Source organism: Novosphingobium sp. BL-A-28-Hi1-0D (assembly GCF_055521755.1).
In genome coordinates this window covers 3,510,931-3,527,639 of the sequence record NZ_CM145502.1, presented here as the reverse complement: position 1 = coordinate 3,527,639, position 16,709 = coordinate 3,510,931, and the positions used below count along the sequence as shown (strand labels likewise).

The following is a 16,709-nucleotide window of genomic DNA, read 5'->3' as shown; positions in this document are numbered from 1 at the left end:
GATGGCCCTTCAGGACAAGGATCGCATCTTCACCAACGTCTACGGCTTCCAGCCGTGGAACCTTGCTGCCGCGAGGGCGCGCGGGGACTGGGACAACACCAAGGCCCTGATGGAGCGCGGGCAGGACGCGATCATCGAGGAAATCAAGGCCTCGGGCCTGCGCGGCCGTGGCGGTGCGGGCTTCCCCACCGGCATGAAGTGGTCGTTCATGCCCAAGGAATCGAAGGATGGCCGTCCGAGCTTCCTGGTGATCAACGCCGACGAATCCGAACCCGGTTCGTGCAAGGACCGCGAGATCATCCGCCACGACCCGCACAAGCTGATCGAAGGCGCGCTGATCGCAGGCTATGCGATGCGCGCGCGCGCTGCCTACATCTACATTCGCGGCGAATACATCCGCGAGGCCGAGACGCTGTTCGCCGCCGTGCAGGAGGCCTATGACGCCGGCCTGATCGGCAAGAACGCTTCCGGCTCGGGCTACGATTTCGACGTCTTCGTGCATCGCGGCGCGGGCGCCTATATCTGCGGTGAAGAGACCGCGATGATCGAAAGCCTCGAAGGCAAGAAGGGCCAGCCCCGTCTCAAGCCGCCGTTCCCGGCAGGCGCGGGCCTCTATGGCTGCCCGACCACGGTCAACAACGTGGAATCGATCGCGGTTGCGCCGACGATCCTGCGTCGCGGCGCTTCGTGGTTCTCCTCGTTCGGTCGCGAGAACAACAAGGGCACCAAGCTCTTCCAGATCAGCGGCCACGTGAACCGGCCCTGCGTGGTCGAGGAAGAGATGAGCATCCCGTTCAGCGAGCTGATCGAGAAGCACTGCGGTGGCATCCGTGGCGGCAAGGACAACCTGCTCGCCGTGATCCCCGGCGGCTCGTCGGTTCCGCTGGTTCCGGCGGCCGAGATCTGGGACGCGCCGATGGACTTCGATGGTCTTCGCGCGCTGGGCTCGGGCCTTGGCACCGCAGCGGTCATTGTCATGGACAAGTCCACCGACATCGTCCGCGCGATCAGCCGCCTTTCGTACTTCTACAAGCATGAAAGCTGCGGCCAGTGCACGCCGTGCCGCGAAGGTACTGGCTGGATGTGGCGCGTGATGGAACGCCTGCGCACCGGCGATGCAGAGGTCGAGGAAATCGACATGCTGTTCAACGTGACCAAGCAGGTCGAAGGCCACACCATCTGCGCTCTGGGTGATGCGGCCGCCTGGCCGATCCAGGGCCTGATCAAGCACTTCCGCCCTGAGATCGAGCGCCGGATTGCCGAGAACGCTCGGCCAGCACTGTCAGAGGCAGCAGAATAATGCCTAAAGTCAAAGTCGACGGCGTAGAGCTCGAAGTCCCCGCAGGCGCTACTGTCCTGCAGGCGTGCGAGTTGGCCGGCAAGGAAATCCCGCGCTTCTGCTATCATGAGCGGCTGAGCATTGCGGGCAATTGCCGCATGTGTCTGGTCGAAGTGAAGCCGGGGCCGCCCAAGCCGCAGGCTTCGTGCGCGCTGCCCGCTACCGAGGGCCAGGAAATCCGCACCGACAGCGAGATGGTCAAGAAGGCGCGGGAAGGGGTGATGGAGTTTCTCCTCATCAACCACCCGCTCGATTGCCCGATCTGCGATCAGGGCGGCGAGTGCGACCTGCAGGACCAGTCCGTCGCCTATGGCCGCGGCGCTTCGCGCTATCACGAGAACAAGCGCGCGGTGACCGAGAAGTACATGGGCCCGCTCATCAAGACGACGATGACGCGCTGCATCCATTGCACCCGCTGCGTGCGCTTCAGCGAGGAAGTGGCGGGCGTGGACGAGATCGGCGCGCTCTATCGCGGCGAGACGATGCAGATTTCCACCTATCTGGAAAAGGCTGCGGCGCACGAGCTTTCGGCCAACGTGATCGACCTGTGCCCGGTCGGCGCGCTGACCAGCCGCCCCTATGCGTTCGAAGCGCGTCCGTGGGAGCTGAAGAAGACGCTGTCGATCGACGTTTCGGACGCGCTGGGTTCGAACATCCGGCTCGACAGCCGTGGCCGCGAAGTGCTGCGCATCCTGCCGCGCGTGAACGACGACGTGAACGAGGAATGGCTGTCCGACCGTGGCCGCTACATGGTTGACGGGCTGACCCGCCGCCGCCTCGACAAGCCGTGGCTGCGCCGTGACGGCAAGCTGGTTGCCGCGACCTGGGCCGAGGCGTTCGAGGCTGTCGCGAAGATCAATCCAGGCTCGTCGGTGGCGGTGATCGCGGGCGATCTGGTCGATTGCGAGACGATGTTTGCGGCCAAGAAGCTGGCAGGGGCTCTGGGGTCGACGCTGCTCGAGGGCCGTCAGACGGGTCTGGCCTATGACACGTCGAACCTTGCGGCGGTGAACTTCAACTCGGGCCTGGCTGGCATCGAGGATGCGGACGCGGTGCTGATCGTGGGTTCGATGATCCGCGACGAAGCGCCGCTGCTCAACACCCGCCTGCGCAAGGCGGTGAAGAAGGGCGCGAAAGTGTTCGTGGTCGGCCCGCAGTGGGACCCGACCTATCCGGCGACGTTCCTCGGCGACGATCTGGCGGTGCTGGGCAACCTGCCTGCCGAAGTCAGCGATGTGTTCGGTGCGGCGCAGAAGCCTGCGATCATTCTGGGCGGTGCGGCTCTCGGCAAGGGCGCGCTCGGTGCTGGTCTGGCCTTTGCCGAGCAGTTCAATCTGGTGCGTGAGGGCTGGAACGGCTTCAATGCCCTTCACATGGCGGCGAGCCGCATGGGCGGGCTGATGCTGGGCTATGCGCAGGCTGGCGGCATTGCTGATCTGGTTGCGGCCAAGCCCAAGATGGTGATCTCGCTGGGCGCAGACGAGGTGGATTTCACCAGGTTTGCAGGCTCCATGATCGTCCACATCGGCCACCATGGTGACAAGGCGGCGCATGCTGCCGACGTGATCCTGCCCGCCGCCGCGTTCAGCGAGAAGGACGGCACTTACGTCAACACCGAAGGCCGCGTGCAGTATGCCGAGAAGGCCGTGTTCGCGCCGGGCGATGCCCGCGAGGACTGGACGATCCTGCGTGCGATGGCCGATGCGCTCGGCGTTTCGGTCGGCTTCGACAGCTTCGAACAGCTTCGCGCGGCGATGGTGGCTGAAGTTCCGGCGCTGGGCGTGGAAGGTCTGGCCGATTACGGCGCGCTGCCCTCGGCCCCTTCGGGCGCGAAGGCTGAGGGCGTGATCGCGGGCTATCCGATCAAGGACCGCTACCTGACCAACGCCATCGCCCGTTCCAGCCCGACGCTGCAGCGCTGCTCGGCGGAACTGCTGCATGGTGAGACATTTGCGGAGGCCGCCGAATGAGAGTGCGCGCCGCTATCCAAACAAGCCACGTCACCCTGAACTTGTTTCAGGGTCCATGGTGCCCCACCGCACAATCCGTGCAGGTTGAGGGATGGATGCTGAAACAAGTTCAGCATGACGAAACTGGAGGTCAGGGGGCATGACCGAATTCTTCCAGAACCTTGGCCTCTCGTACGAGTGGGCCTGGGGCATTGCCACCGTATGCGGGATCCTGCTGATCGCATTTCCGCTGATGCTTGGCGTTGCCATGATCATCTATGCCGACCGCAAGATCTGGGCGGCGATGGCGCTGCGCAAGGGGCCGAACGTGGTTGGGCCGCTTGGCCTGCTGCAGTCGTTCGCCGACGGTCTGAAGGTGTTCCTGCAGGAAACCATCATCCCTTCGGCTGCGAACAAGGGCCTGTTCCTGATCGCGCCGATCATCACCTTCACCGTCGCGCTGATGGCCTGGGCGGTGATCCCGTTCAATTCGGGTGCGGTGCTGGCCAACATCAACGTCGGCCTGCTCTACGTGCTCGCGATCTCGTCGCTCGGCGTTTACGGCGTGGTGATTGCGGGCTGGTCGTCCAACTCGAAGTACCCGTTCTTCTCGGCGATGCGCGCTTCGGCGCAGATGATCTCCTATGAAGTCTCGATCGGCTTCATCCTGATCTGCGTGGTGCTGTGGGCGGGGACGTTCAACCTGAACGACATCGTCAAGGCGCAGCAGAGCCACGTCTGGATCATCAACGGCTTCGTCGCGAACCCGCTGCTGTTCCCGATGTGGGTGATGTTCCTGATCTCGGGCATGGCCGAAACCGCACGCGCACCGTTCGACCTGACCGAGGCGGAATCGGAGCTGGTTGCGGGCTATCAGACCGAATACTCGTCGATGGCCTTCGCGCTTTACTGGCTCGGCGAATATGCCAACGTGCTGCTGATGTGCGCGCTGAACGCGGTGCTGTTCTGGGGCGGATACCTGCCGCCGCTCGACATTCCGGTGCTCTACCTTGTGCCGGGCTTCGTGTGGCTGCTGCTCAAGATCCTGTTCTTCTTCTTCATCTTCAGCTGGGTAAAGGCGACCGTCCCGCGCTATCGCTATGACCAGCTGATGCGCCTGGGCTGGAAGATCTTCCTGCCCGTATCGCTGCTGTTCGTGTTCCTCGTCAGCGGCTACCTCATGGCTACCGGACACTTCGCATGACCGTCGGACAGCTCATCAAGAGCTTCACCCTTTGGGAGTTCGTGAAGGCGCACTGGCTGACCTTGAAGTATCTCTTCAAGCCCAAGGCGACCATCAACTACCCGTTCGAGAAGAACCCGCTTTCGCCGCGCTTCCGTGGTGAACATGCGCTGCGCCGTTATCCCAGCGGCGAAGAGCGCTGCATCGCGTGCAAGCTGTGCGAAGCGGTGTGTCCGGCGCAGGCAATCACGATCGAGGCCGAACCGCGTGAGGACGGCAGCCGCCGCACCACGCGCTACGATATCGACATGACCAAGTGCATCTTCTGCGGCTTTTGCCAGGAAGCCTGCCCGGTCGATGCCATCGTCGAGGGGCCGAACTTCGAATACGCGACCGAAACGCGCGAGGAGCTGCTTTACGACAAGGCCAAGCTGCTCGCGAACGGGGACAAGTGGGAGCGGGCGATTGCCGCGAACCTTGAAGCCGATGCGCCGTATCGCTAGGGGGCCGCGCCAATGATTCAGGTATTCGCCTTCTATCTCTTCGCCACGCTCTGCATCTTCAGCGGTGCGGTGACGATCCTTGCGCGCAATCCGGTGCATTCGGTGCTCTGGCTGATCCTCGCGTTCTTCAACGCTGCCGGCCTGATGGTGCTGGTGGGCGCGGAGTTCATCGCGATGCTGCTGGTCATCGTCTATGTCGGCGCGGTCGCGGTGCTGTTTCTGTTCGTGGTCATGATGCTCGACATCGACTTTGCCGAACTGCGCGCAGGGTTCGTGAAGAACTTCCCGCTCGGGCTGGCGCTGGCGGTCGTGCTGTTCGTCGAACTGTTCGTCGGCCTGATCGTGCGCGGTGCTGGTTCCGTGGCATTGGGCAAGGCTGACGGGTCGGCTGCGCAAGCCGCTGACATGTCGAACATTCAGGCCATCGGCGCGCTGCTCTACACCCGTTACCTGTTCCTGTTCGAAGCAGCGGGCCTTGTCCTGCTGGTGGCCATGATCGGCGCGATTGTGTTGACGCACCGTGAGCGCAGCGGGACACGCGGCCAGAACGTCTCGAAGCAGAACGCGCGTCGTCCGGAAGAGGCGACGATCAATCTCCAGCCTGAGATCGGCAAGGGGGTCCAGATCTGATGATCGGCATCGAACACTATCTCGTCGTCAGCTCGATCCTGTTCGTGCTCGGCGTGCTCGGCATCTTCCTCAACCGGAAGAACGTGATCATCATCCTGATGGCGATCGAACTGATCCTGCTTTCGGTGAACCTCAACCTCGTCGCGTTCAGCGCATTCCTGCACGACCTCGTCGGCCAGGTCTTCGCGATGTTCGTGCTGACGGTGGCTGCGGGCGAAGCCGCGATCGGGCTTGCCATTCTCGTTATCTACTTCCGTGGCCGCGGCACGATTGCCGTTGACGATGTCAACCGGATGAAGGGCTAAGCGCATGTCTTCCATCCTGATCATCGTATTCCTGCCGCTTCTGGCAGCGATCATCGCGGGCCTCGGCAACAAGAAGCTGGGCGCGGTTCCGGCCAAGGTCGTGACCACCGGCGCGCTGTTCATCTCGTGCGCGCTGTCATGGCCGATCTTCCTCTCGTTCCTTGGCGGGACTGCCGAGGCGAGCGTGACGCCGGTGCTGCACTGGGTATCGTCGGGTGACCTCGACTTCTCGTGGGCGCTGCGGGTCGACACGCTGACCGCGGTCATGCTGGTGGTCATCACCAGCGTCTCGGCGCTCGTCCACCTGTACTCATGGGGGTACATGAGCGAGGAGCCGGATCAGCCGCGCTTCTTCGCGTACCTCTCGCTGTTCACCTTCGCCATGCTCATGCTGGTGACGGCGGACAACCTCGTGCAGATGTTCTTCGGCTGGGAAGGCGTTGGCCTTGCCTCGTACCTGCTGATCGGCTTCTGGTTCCGCAAGCCCTCGGCCAATGCTGCCGCGATGAAGGCCTTTGTGGTCAACCGCGTGGGCGACCTTGGCTTCATGATGGGCATCTTCGGGACGTTCCTGGTGTTCGGCACCGTGTCGATCCCGGCGATCCTCGAAGCCGCGCCCGGCATGGCTGGATCGACCATCGGGTTCCTTGGGGCTCGCTTCGACACGATGACTGTGCTGTGCCTGCTGCTGTTCATCGGCGCGATGGGCAAGTCCGCGCAGCTCGGCCTGCACACCTGGTTGCCTGACGCGATGGAAGGCCCGACGCCGGTGTCGGCGCTGATCCACGCGGCAACGATGGTGACCGCGGGCGTGTTCATGGTCTGCCGTCTTTCGCCGATGTTCGAAGTCAGCCCTACGGCGCTGTCGTTCGTGACCTTCATCGGCGCGATGACCTGCATCTTTGCGGCAACGGTTGGCACGACGCAGACCGACATCAAGCGCGTGATCGCCTATTCGACCTGTTCGCAGTTGGGCTACATGTTCTTCGCAGCGGGCGTCTCGGCCTATGGCGCGGCGATGTTCCACCTGTTCACGCACGCCTTCTTCAAGGCGCTGCTGTTCCTCGGTGCAGGCTCGGTGATCCACGCGATGCACCATGAGCAGGACATGCGGTACTACGGCGGCCTGCGGAAGCAGATCCCGTTGACCTACTGGGCGATGATGATGGGCACGCTGGCGATTACCGGCGTCGGCATCGTCGATGTGTTCGGCTTTGCGGGCTTCTACTCGAAGGACGCGATCCTCGAGGCGGCCTATGCCAAGGGTACCGAGCTGGGGCACTTTGCCTTCTTCATCGGCATCTTCGCAGCGCTGCTGACCAGCTTCTATTCGTGGCGTCTGGTGTTCCTGACGTTCTTCGGCAAGCCACGCTGGGAGCAGTCGGAGCATATCCAGCACGCGGTTCACGATGCACATGGGCATGACGATCATGCGCATGGCCACGATGACCACGCGCATGCCCATCACCATGACGATCATGCGCATGGCCACGATGACCACGCGCATGCCCATCACCATGACGAGCACAGCGACGGTACGGCGGGCTACCACCCGCACGAGAGCCCGCTGAACATGCTGGTTCCGCTCGGTGTGCTCTCGCTCGGCGCGGTGTTTGCGGGCTTCGTGTTCCATCACGCGTTCATCAGCGAAGGCACGGGCGAGTTCTGGAAGGGTTCGCTGGTGTTCGCCGAACACACGCTCCATGCGATGCACGGCGTGCCGACGTGGGTGAAGTGGGCGCCGTTTGCGGTGATGGCCACCGGCCTGTTCATCGCCTGGTATGCCTATATCAAGAACACGAAGTTCCCTGCGGCCTTCGTCGACCAGTTCGGGTTCCTCTACAAGTTCCTGCTCAACAAGTGGTACTTCGACGAACTCTACCACGCCATTTTCGTGGTTCCCGCGATGTGGCTGGGCCGGGTGTTTTGGAAGGTTGTCGACCAGGGCGTGATCGACCGTTTCGGCCCGAACGGTGCCGCATGGGTCGTGGCCCAAGGCAGCCGCGCCGCCGCCAAGCTCCAGTCGGGGTATCTCTATAGCTATGCGCTGGTCATGCTCGTCGGCCTTGTCGGCGCGATCAGCTGGGTGATCGCACAATGACCGGTTTTCCGATCCTCTCGCTGATGCTGCTGGTGCCGCTGGTAGCGGCCGTGGCCTGCCTCGTCGTGCCGCGCGAACAGGCGCGCTCCGTCGCGCTCGTCGCCACGCTGATCGATTTCGTGCTCGGTGTGATCCTCTGGGCGAACTACGACATCGGCGGTGCGCAGTGGCAGTTCACTGAAAGTGCGGCGCTGTTCGCAGGCTTCTCGTGGAAGCTCGGCATCGATGGCATCGCGCTGCTGCTGATCGCGCTGACGGTGTTCCTGATGCCGATCTGCATCGGCGCCAGCTGGACCTCGATCGACAAGCGCCAAGGCGAATACTACGCAGCGTTCCTGCTGATGGAAACGCTGATGATCGGCGTGTTCGCGGCGCAGGACCTGTTCCTGTTCTACATCATGTTCGAGGCAGGCCTGATCCCGATGTACCTGATCATCGGCGTGTGGGGCGGGGCTGAGCGTATCTACGCCAGCTACAAGTTCTTCCTCTACACGCTGCTCGGCTCGGTGCTGATGCTGATCGCGATGTTCTGGATGGTGAACGAGGCCGGCACGACCGACATCCCGACGCTGATGGCCTACAACTTCCCGGCGCAGGCGCAGACCTGGCTGTGGCTGGCCTTCTTCGCGAGCTTTGCGGTGAAGATGCCGATGTGGCCGGTCCACACCTGGCTGCCCGACGCGCACGTTCAGGCGCCCACTGGCGGCTCGGTGATCCTTGCAGGCGTGCTGCTGAAGATGGGCGGCTATGGCTTCATCCGCTTCTCGCTGCCGATGTTCCCCGAAGCTTCCGCTCAGTTTGCACCGTTGATCTTCGGCATGTCGATGGCGGCGGTGGTGATCACTTCGCTGATCGCGCTGGTGCAGCACGACATGAAGAAGCTGATCGCCTATTCGTCGGTCGCGCACATGGCGATCGTGACGATCGGCCTGTTCGCGTTCAACCGTCAGGGCCTTGAAGGCTCGATGCTGATCATGCTCAGCCATGGTCTGGTTGCGGGCGCGTTGTTCCTCAGCGTCGGCGTGATCTACGACCGCCTGCACACGCGTGAGATCGCGCGCTACGGCGGGCTGTCGATCAACATGCCGTACTACGCGCTGTTCCTGCTGCTGTTCACGATGGCCTCGATCGGCCTTCCGGGGACGAGCGGGTTCGTCGGCGAGTTTCTCTCGCTGATCGGCGTGTACCAGATCTCGAGCTGGGTGGCGCTGATCTGCACGACGGGGATTATCCTTGGTGCGGCCTACATGCTCTACCTCTACCGCCGCATTGCCTATGGCGAGCAGAAGAATGCCGATGCCGCCGCGATGCTCGATCTCGACAAGCGCGAGTGGGCGATGATGGTGCCGCTGGCAGCTGTGGTGCTGTGGATGGGCGTGTACCCCGAGAGCTTCATTGCGCCGATGCGCAAGGACATTGCCGCGCTCGATGCGCGCCTGGCGCAGGCCAAGCCCAAGGGCGATGCCCAACCTACTGCTGGAAAGCCGATGGCTGCTGCCCACACTGAACACTCTGCCGCGCACGGGGAGGCACACTGATGGACTTCGCCCGTTCGCTGGCGCTTACCGCGCCTGAAATCCTGATCTCGATCTCGGGCCTGGTCCTGTTGCTCGTTGCCGCCTGGGGTGGCGACAAGGCTTCGCGCCTGATCTCGATAGCCTCGGTTGGCGTGCTGACCGCTTGCGCTTTCCTCACAGCGCCCACGCTGTGGGGGCAACTCATGGGCGCTGATGTCTCGGCCTTCGGTGGTCAGCATCGCGCCGATGCCTTTGCCGCCTTTGCCAAGCTGCTGATCTATGCTTCGGCCGGTGTCACGCTGATCGTTTCGCAGTCGTTCTTCGACAAGGTGCGGGCGATGCGCGCGGAGTTTCCGCTGCTGGTGCTGTTCGCTTCGCTCGGGATGGGCATGATGGTCTCGGCCGGAGACCTGCTGGCGCTTTATGTCGGCCTCGAGATGAGCAGCCTTGCCTCCTACGTGATGGCATCGATGCTGCGCACGGACGAGCGTTCGGCGGAATCGGGCCTCAAGTACTTCGTGCTGGGTTCGCTCGCGTCGGGTATCCTGCTGTTTGGCATGAGCCTGACCTACGGCTTCACCGGTACGACCAGCTATGCCGGGATCAACGCCGCGCTGGCAGGCGGGCTCTCGACCGGTGCTACTTTCGGCGTGATCTTCATGCTTGCGGGCCTTGCCTTCAAGATCAGCGCCGCGCCGTTCCACATGTGGACGCCGGACGTGTATGAAGGTGCGCCGACGCCGGTAACGACGTTCTTTGCCACGGCTTCGAAGGTTTCCGCGCTCGGCCTGCTGATGCGAGTCAGCTTCGAAGCTTTCGGCAGCCAGCCGCACGCGTGGCAGCAGGTGGTGATCTTTGCATCGCTGCTCTCGATCGTGATCGGTGCGCTGGGCGCGATCGGCCAGAACAACATCAAACGCCTGATGGCCTATTCCTCGATCAACAACGTCGGCTTCATCCTGATCGGGCTTGCCACGGCGACCCGTGCAGGCGCTTCGGCGATGCTGGTTTACCTTGCGATCTATGTTGCGATGTCGGTCGCGGGCTTCGTCGCCGTGTTGCTGCTGCGCGACGAGAATGGCGAGCAGGTCGAGGCGATCTCGGACCTTGCCGGTCTTTCGAAGACGCGTCCGTGGATCGCGCTGGCCATGGCATCGGTGATGTTCAGCCTTGCTGGCATTCCACCGCTGTTCGGCTTCTGGGGCAAGTTCGTGGTGTTCCAGGCCGCAGTGCAGGCCGACATGATCGTGCTTGCCGCCATCGGTATCGCCGCTTCGGTGATCGGCGCGTTCTACTACCTCAAGGTCGTCAAGGTCATGTACTTCGACGAGGCAGTGGACAAGGTAAGGGGCGTGGGCGAAACATCCCACACGGTGCTGCTTGTCCTGTCGACGCTGGCGATCTCGCCGCTCGGTTACCTTGGCACCAAGTGCCTTGGCACGCTGGCCGATTACGCCACTGCCGCGCTGTTCCCGGTCGGCTGAGCACTTGATCGAAACGGTTGCCGAAATCCCCTCGACCAATGGCGCGCTACTTGCGCGCCTTGGCGGGGGAGAGGCCTTGCGCGAGGGTGACTGGCTGGTAGCCGACCGGCAGAGCGCCGGGCGCGGACGGGCCGGGCGGGTGTGGTCTGACGGCTACGGCAATTTCATGGGATCGACCGTCGTGCTGTTGCGCGGCTCCGATCCGCTCCCGCAGACGCTGGCGCTCGTCGCCGGTCTTGCCGTCCATGAGACGGTCAGCGCAATTGCGCCGGGGCTGGCTGATCTGCGGCTGAAGTGGCCAAACGATGTACTGGTTGGTGAAGCCAAGCTGGCGGGTATTCTGCTTGAGCGGCATGGCGATGCGGTCGTCGTCGGCATCGGCGTCAATCTGGCGCAGGCGCCCGTGGTCCCGGATCGGGCTACGGCATCGCTTTTGATGCTGGGCTGTGCCATTACCCGGGACGCCTTCGCCGCTGACCTTTCCGCGCGGTTCCGCGATGCGGTGGATCGCTGGCACTTTGGCGAATGGCCACTGCTGCGCCAGCAATGGATCGCGCGGGCCTTGCCCACTGGGACGCTTGTATCGGTCAAGGATAGCGAGCACGGCGTTATTGTGGGTGCGTTTGCCGGGATCGACGAGAACGGTGTGGCCCTTCTGCGCTTGGCGGATGGCGCAGTCCGTGCCATCCACGCGGGCGACATAGAAATGGTGGGTTCCCATGCTTCTGGCGGTTGACGTCGGCAATACCAACATCGTCTTCGCGCTGTTCGATGGCCGCGAGATCAAGTCGCGCTGGCGCGTGGCGACCGATCCGCGCCGGACGGCGGACGAATACGCGGTGTGGCTGCTGCAACTCATGCAGATTCAGGGCTTCGATCCCAAGGCGGTCAGGCAGATCCTGATCTCGACCGTTGTGCCGCGCGCACTGCACAACCTCACGGTACTGTCGCAGAAGTACTTCAAGCTTGAGCCGCTGATCGCGGGCCAACCGCCGGTTGAATGGGGCTTCGAGGCCGACGTCGATGAGCCGCGTTCGCTTGGGGCAGACCGTGCGGTCAATGCCATCGCCGCGCATGCCAAGTATCCCGGCGACCTGATCGTGGTCGACTTCGGCACGGCGACGACGTTCGACGTGATCGACTTCAACGGGGCCTACAAGGGCGGGATCATCGCGCCGGGGATCAACCTCTCGCTCGATGCGCTGGTCAATGCCGCGGCCAAGTTGCCACGCATTGCCATTGAAGCGCCGACGCGGACCAAGAGCGTGATCGGGCGTAATACTGAAGACCAGATGCACATCGGCGTGTTCTGGGGCTATGTGGCGATGATGGAAGGCCTGATTGCGCGGATGCGGTCTGAAATCGGGCGTCCGGCCAAGGTGGTCGCGACCGGCGGCCTTGCCGTTCTGTTCGGCGATCACACCGACATTTTCGATCATGTGGACACAGATCTCACGCTCGACGGGCTGGCGATTCTGGCAGAGCGGGCAGCAAATCAGTGAAGTCACCTAAAGAACTGCTGTTCCTCGCCCTTGGTGGGTCGGGCGAGATCGGGATGAACGTCAACCTCTATTGCTGTGACGGCAAGTGGCTGATGGTCGATCTCGGTATGACATTTGCCGATCCCTATTATCCCGGCATCGACCTCGTTTTCGCCGATCTCGACTTCATCGAGCAGCGGCTCGACGATCTGGTCGGCATCGTGCTGACCCATGCGCACGAAGACCACATCGGTGCGGTGCCCTATTTTGCGCAGGACCTTGGCGTGCCGCTCTATGCCACGCCCTTCACTGCCAAGCTGGTGCACGAAAAGCTGGTCGAGGCGGGGATCGAGGACGAGGTCGAGCTCAACGTGATCGATCATCTCGACCGGTTTGAACTCGGGCCGTTCGGCATCCGCTACGTTCCGCTCGCGCACTCGATCGCCGAGGGCAACGCGCTGCTGATCGACACGCCGCACGGGAAGATATTCCATACCGGCGACTGGAAACTGGACGACGAGCCGCGCATCGGCACGCCAGCGACCGAGGAAGAACTCACCGCGATTGGTGACGAGGGCATTCTCGCGCTGGTTTGCGATTCAACCAATGTGTTCAATCCCAAGCCTTCCGGCTCGGAAGGCGAAGTGCGCGCCGGGCTGTTAGAAGCTGTTGGGGCGCAGAAAGGGCGGCGCGTCGTGGTGACGACGTTTGCCTCAAACGTGGCGCGGCTGCAGACGCTGGGCGAAGTGGCCGAGGCAACCGGGCGCAAGCTGTGCGTAGCCGGGCGTTCGCTCGACCGGATCATCCGCGTGGCGAAATCCTGCGGTTACCTGAAGAACTTCCCCGACCTGGTCCATATGGACGACGCGATGGACGTGCCGCGCGGCGAACTGCTCGTGCTCGCCACGGGCGGGCAGGGCGAGCCGCGCGCGGCACTGGCGCGCATCGCGGGCGACCAGCATCCGGTGCGGCTCGAGAAGGGCGATGTAGTCCTGTTCTCCAGCCGCCAGATTCCCGGCAACGAACTCGCCATAGGCCGCATCCAGAACGCGCTGGTGGAAAAGGGCGTGCGGATCGTGACCGACAAGCAGTCGATGATCCACGTCTCGGGTCACCCCGGTCGCCCGGAACTGGTGGCGCTGTACGATTGGATCAGGCCTGAAATCCTTGTGCCGGTGCACGGCGAAATCCGCCACATGGCCGAGCAGGCACAGTTGGGGCTCGACGAGGGCATACCCAAGGCGATCCTGCAGAAGAACGGTGACCTGATCCGGCTTGCGCCTGATGGGCCGAAGAAGATTTCCGAAGAGCGCGCTGGGCGCCTTGTGCTCGACGGTGACATCATTGCGCCCGCCGATGGCGAAGGCGTGGTCGCAAGGCGCAAGCTTTCGCAGAACGGGTTGATCAGTGTCGCGCTCGCCGTGCGGCATGATGGCCAGCTGCTGTCGGACATCGACATCGGCGCAATCGGCATTCCGCTCGACGAGGACATGGAAGCCTTTGTGGCCGAGGCCAAGGTGGAAGCGGCGGACGCCGTGCGCAAGCTCAAGGGTGATCGCAAGCGCGACCGCGTTGCCGTGGCTGAAGCCGTGCGACTTGCGGTCAGGCGGGCAGGCCAGCGCTGGTCAGGCAAGAAGCCGGTCGTCCAGGTCTTGCTGCGGGAAAGCTGAAGCCGATGAAGATTACCTCGATCATTGCCATCTACGGGCTGTTCTGGGTCATGGCGGCGTTCATCGTCTTGCCGTTCGGCGTGCGCACGCATGACGAACTGGGGCAGTCGAAGATCCTGGGGCAGGCTGACAGCGCGCCCGGCAACTTCAATCCGCGCCGGACAGCGTTCCGCGCCACGATCCTCTCGGCTCTGATGTTCGGCTTCTACTATGCCAACTACATCAATGGCTGGATCACCGTCGCCGATCTGGACCTGACCACCTACTTCGCGCACTGACCGTGGGCGAGGGGGCGGGCGGCATCGGGGCAAGGCGCGGGATCGATCCTGCGCTGGGTTGGCTGCTTGTGCTGGCGCTGGCCCTCCGCATCCCGATCTCGCTGTTCACGGTCTATCACCATGCTGACGAAGTCTGGCAGTACATCGAGCCTGCCTATGGGCTGATCACGGGCGACTGGATACGCACCTGGGACATCCGGCTCGGTATCCGAAGCTGGCTGATCCCGCTGGTCATGGTGGGGCCGGTGTGGCTGGGCCATGCGCTCGATCCTGCAGGCGAGCTGCACTTGGTGCTGCCGCGCATGATGATGGCACTGGGATCGCTCGGCACCGTCTGGGCTGGCTGGTCGCTGGGGGCGCGGATCAGCAGGAGCCACGCCATTGTGGCGGCTTTCGTTGTCGCGACATGGATCGACTTCGCTTATTTTGCCCCGCGTACGTCGAGCGATACTTTCTCAGTGCTGGCGATCCTGCCGGGCCTCGCGCTGCTGGTGCGGTTTCGCGACAGCGGGCGCTGGAGCACGGCGCTGGCGGGCGGGTTTCTGCTGGGGCTGGGTTTCATCACCCGCTTTCCGCTGGGGCCTGCGCTGGCGATACCGTTCCTCTGGGCGGGGCGACTGGATGTCCGCAAGGCGTGGGTGCCGCTCCTTGCTGGCGCTGCCGGAGGTGTGTTGTGCGATGTTCTGGCGAACGTGGTGATGGGGCAGCCGCCCCTGCTGTGGATCTACAACAACGTGCTCGCCAACGTCGTGGCCAATCGCAGCCATGCCTATGGCGTGGAAACGGCGGACTGGTATCTGCGCGTGCTGGCGTGGGAGTGGCAGTACATCGCCATCGCGCTGCTGCCTGCCATGTGGCTGGGTGCGCGGCGTTATCCGGTGCTGGCGGCAACCGCGCTTGCGGTGATCGCCATCCACTCGGCGATCGGACACAAGGAATACCGCTTCATCCTGCTTGGCGTGTTGCTGCTGGTGCTGCTGGCGGCGATCGGGTCGGTCGATCTGGCCGAACGGATTGCCGCTTGGCGAGGCATGGCGTTCGGACGGCGGGGACTTGCCGCGCTTGCAACCCTGTGGTTGCTGGGATCGGTGCAGGTTGCCGCGACCGAGCCGTTCGTGATCAACTGGGGCGTGGGCAAACTGCCGCTCAAAGCTATGCGCACGATCCGTGCTCAACCCAATTTTTGCGGCCTTGCGACATACCGCATTCGCGATATCCCTTTCGTGTCGCGCGCTGTGCTGAATACGAAGGCGCAGGTCCTGTTCATCGATGGCCCGGCGGCGCAGGAAGTCGCCGCCAAGGTGCAGGCGCGCTACAATGTTGCCGTGGCACCGGTCGAGCACATGGGCGAACTGCCGTCGGCCTATCGCTTCGTCGGTTGCATGTCGCCCACGCAACCGCTGTTCGAGCAGCAGTATTGCGTAATGGCGCGGCAAGGGCCCTGCACGGAGAAGGCCGGAAAGCTCGATTACAATGAGGCGCTTGTCCGGATGGACAAGTAACCAATCAGACGCCTTCGAGCGCGTATCCGGCCGAGCGGACGGTTCGCACCGGATCGGCTGCGCCGGGGATGGCGACAGCCTGGCGCAGGCGTCGGATGTGCACGTCGACCGTGCGCAGTTCGATGTCGCTGCCGCTGCCCCATACCGCGTCGAGGAGCTGCCCGCGCGAGAACACGCGGCCGGGATGCTCCATGAAGTGCTTGAGCAGGCGGAACTCGGTGGGCCCGACCTTCATCGGCGTACCGCGACGGGTGACGCGGTGTGCGGTGGGATCGAGGGAGAGGTCACCCACCACGATGGTCTCGCCAGCAAGTGCAGGACGGACCCGGCGGAGCACCGCGCCGACGCGGGCGATGAGTTCGCGGGGCGAGAACGGCTTGGTCACATAGTCGTCAGCGCCGATCTCGAGGCCGCGAATGCGGTCGTCCTCGTCCGAGCGGGCAGTGAGCATGATGATCGGAACGTGTGCGGTTTCCTTGTTCCGGCGCAGGCGGCGACACACCTCAATGCCGCTGGTTCCGCCGATCATCCAGTCCAGAAGGACGAGATCGGGCGCGTCCTCTGCGGCCAGCAGCAACGCTTCGTCGCCATCATCAGTGGTGCGGACATCGTAGCCTTCGCCGCGGAACCGGTACTCGACCAGTTCGGCAAGGGCAGTGTCGTCTTCAACCAGCAGCAACTTGGGAGCAGGCACGCAAACCTCCTTGACGGTGAGCTTGCCAAAGCACGTCTTATGTTACCACCGTATGACGATGACGCGAAAAGGC

At 63.4% G+C, this 16,709-nt stretch carries 15 protein-coding genes; 14 read left to right on the top strand and 1 reads right to left on the bottom strand.

All coding sequences use genetic code 11. From position 1 onward, the window contains the following. Position 1: 1 nt before the first annotated feature. The 14 genes from nuoF (at position 2) to ACZ1JW_RS16985 (ending at position 15,942) form a co-directional block, all read left to right on the top strand. On the top strand, positions 2-1,300 hold the full coding sequence (gene nuoF / locus ACZ1JW_RS17050; RefSeq protein WP_465125560.1) for an NADH-quinone oxidoreductase subunit NuoF: 1,299 nt from the start codon (positions 2-4) through the stop codon (positions 1,298-1,300). Next, entirely contained in the window at positions 1,300-3,309 is a 2,010-nt protein-coding gene (nuoG, locus tag ACZ1JW_RS17045) for an NADH-quinone oxidoreductase subunit NuoG (RefSeq protein WP_465141431.1), read from the top strand. The genes nuoF and nuoG overlap by 1 nt, the downstream gene beginning before the upstream one ends. Before the next feature lie 139 nt (positions 3,310-3,448). Then, positions 3,449-4,492: an NADH-quinone oxidoreductase subunit NuoH gene (nuoH, locus tag ACZ1JW_RS17040; RefSeq protein WP_465141430.1), complete on the top strand. Its 1,044-nt coding sequence runs from the start codon at positions 3,449-3,451 to the stop codon at positions 4,490-4,492. Then, positions 4,489-4,974, top strand: coding sequence for an NADH-quinone oxidoreductase subunit NuoI (nuoI, locus tag ACZ1JW_RS17035; protein WP_465141429.1), 486 nt, complete (start codon positions 4,489-4,491; stop codon positions 4,972-4,974). Before nuoH ends, nuoI begins: the two co-directional genes overlap by 4 nt. A 12-nt stretch (positions 4,975-4,986) precedes the next feature. After that, complete coding sequence (locus tag ACZ1JW_RS17030; protein ID WP_465141428.1) at positions 4,987-5,604, top strand: NADH-quinone oxidoreductase subunit J; 618 nt, start codon at positions 4,987-4,989, stop codon at positions 5,602-5,604. Next, a complete protein-coding gene (nuoK, locus tag ACZ1JW_RS17025) occupies positions 5,604-5,909 on the top strand; it encodes an NADH-quinone oxidoreductase subunit NuoK (protein ID WP_011445933.1) in 306 nt (101 codons plus the stop codon). Before ACZ1JW_RS17030 ends, nuoK begins: the two co-directional genes overlap by 1 nt. 4 nt (positions 5,910-5,913) lie before the next feature. Beyond that, on the top strand, positions 5,914-8,010 hold the full coding sequence (nuoL, locus tag ACZ1JW_RS17020) for an NADH-quinone oxidoreductase subunit L (RefSeq protein ID WP_465141427.1): 2,097 nt from the start codon (positions 5,914-5,916) through the stop codon (positions 8,008-8,010). Then, positions 8,007-9,548: an NADH-quinone oxidoreductase subunit M gene (locus ACZ1JW_RS17015; RefSeq protein ID WP_465141426.1), complete on the top strand. Its 1,542-nt coding sequence runs from the start codon at positions 8,007-8,009 to the stop codon at positions 9,546-9,548. Before nuoL ends, ACZ1JW_RS17015 begins: the two co-directional genes overlap by 4 nt. Beyond that, complete coding sequence (gene nuoN, locus ACZ1JW_RS17010; protein ID WP_465141425.1) at positions 9,548-11,011, top strand: NADH-quinone oxidoreductase subunit NuoN; 1,464 nt, start codon at positions 9,548-9,550, stop codon at positions 11,009-11,011. The genes ACZ1JW_RS17015 and nuoN overlap by 1 nt, the downstream gene beginning before the upstream one ends. A 4-nt stretch (positions 11,012-11,015) precedes the next feature. Continuing rightward, positions 11,016-11,747 carry a biotin--[acetyl-CoA-carboxylase] ligase gene (locus ACZ1JW_RS17005; RefSeq protein WP_465141424.1) on the top strand — a complete coding sequence of 244 codons (732 nt, stop codon included), beginning with the start codon at positions 11,016-11,018 and terminating at the stop codon, positions 11,745-11,747. Further along, positions 11,731-12,513 (top strand): type III pantothenate kinase, encoded by a 783-nt coding sequence (locus tag ACZ1JW_RS17000; protein WP_465141423.1) that lies wholly within the window; start codon positions 11,731-11,733, stop codon positions 12,511-12,513. Before ACZ1JW_RS17005 ends, ACZ1JW_RS17000 begins: the two co-directional genes overlap by 17 nt. A gap of 53 nt (positions 12,514-12,566) precedes the next feature. Continuing rightward, positions 12,567-14,162, top strand: coding sequence for a ribonuclease J (locus ACZ1JW_RS16995; RefSeq protein WP_465142805.1), 1,596 nt, complete (start codon positions 12,567-12,569; stop codon positions 14,160-14,162). A gap of 5 nt (positions 14,163-14,167) precedes the next feature. Further along, positions 14,168-14,440 (top strand): DUF1467 family protein, encoded by a 273-nt coding sequence (locus tag ACZ1JW_RS16990; RefSeq protein WP_465141422.1) that lies wholly within the window; start codon positions 14,168-14,170, stop codon positions 14,438-14,440. A gap of 2 nt (positions 14,441-14,442) precedes the next feature. Continuing rightward, positions 14,443-15,942: a glycosyltransferase family protein gene (locus ACZ1JW_RS16985; RefSeq protein WP_465141421.1), complete on the top strand. Its 1,500-nt coding sequence runs from the start codon at positions 14,443-14,445 to the stop codon at positions 15,940-15,942. A 4-nt stretch (positions 15,943-15,946) separates the two neighbouring features. Here ACZ1JW_RS16985 and phoB read toward each other — a convergent pair whose 3' ends face one another. Next, positions 15,947-16,636 (bottom strand): phosphate regulon transcriptional regulator PhoB, encoded by a 690-nt coding sequence (gene phoB, locus ACZ1JW_RS16980; protein WP_144901307.1) that lies wholly within the window; start codon positions 16,634-16,636, stop codon positions 15,947-15,949. Positions 16,637-16,709: the final 73 nt, after the last annotated feature.

What these genes read in the sequence shown, in the direction of transcription:
- nuoF (WP_465125560.1), top strand. Translation starts at nt 2, where the DNA reads ATGGCCCTTCAGGACAAGGATCGCATCTTCACCAACGTCTACGGCTTC.
- nuoG (WP_465141431.1), top strand. Translation starts at nt 1,300, where the DNA reads ATGCCTAAAGTCAAAGTCGACGGCGTAGAGCTCGAAGTCCCCGCAGGC.
- nuoH (WP_465141430.1), top strand. Translation starts at nt 3,449, where the DNA reads ATGACCGAATTCTTCCAGAACCTTGGCCTCTCGTACGAGTGGGCCTGG.
- nuoI (WP_465141429.1), top strand. Translation starts at nt 4,489, where the DNA reads ATGACCGTCGGACAGCTCATCAAGAGCTTCACCCTTTGGGAGTTCGTG.
- ACZ1JW_RS17030 (WP_465141428.1), top strand. Translation starts at nt 4,987, where the DNA reads ATGATTCAGGTATTCGCCTTCTATCTCTTCGCCACGCTCTGCATCTTC.
- nuoK (WP_011445933.1), top strand. Translation starts at nt 5,604, where the DNA reads ATGATCGGCATCGAACACTATCTCGTCGTCAGCTCGATCCTGTTCGTG.
- nuoL (WP_465141427.1), top strand. Translation starts at nt 5,914, where the DNA reads ATGTCTTCCATCCTGATCATCGTATTCCTGCCGCTTCTGGCAGCGATC.
- ACZ1JW_RS17015 (WP_465141426.1), top strand. Translation starts at nt 8,007, where the DNA reads ATGACCGGTTTTCCGATCCTCTCGCTGATGCTGCTGGTGCCGCTGGTA.
- nuoN (WP_465141425.1), top strand. Translation starts at nt 9,548, where the DNA reads ATGGACTTCGCCCGTTCGCTGGCGCTTACCGCGCCTGAAATCCTGATC.
- ACZ1JW_RS17000 (WP_465141423.1), top strand. Translation starts at nt 11,731, where the DNA reads ATGCTTCTGGCGGTTGACGTCGGCAATACCAACATCGTCTTCGCGCTG.
- ACZ1JW_RS16995 (WP_465142805.1), top strand. Translation starts at nt 12,567, where the DNA reads ATGAACGTCAACCTCTATTGCTGTGACGGCAAGTGGCTGATGGTCGAT.
- ACZ1JW_RS16990 (WP_465141422.1), top strand. Translation starts at nt 14,168, where the DNA reads ATGAAGATTACCTCGATCATTGCCATCTACGGGCTGTTCTGGGTCATG.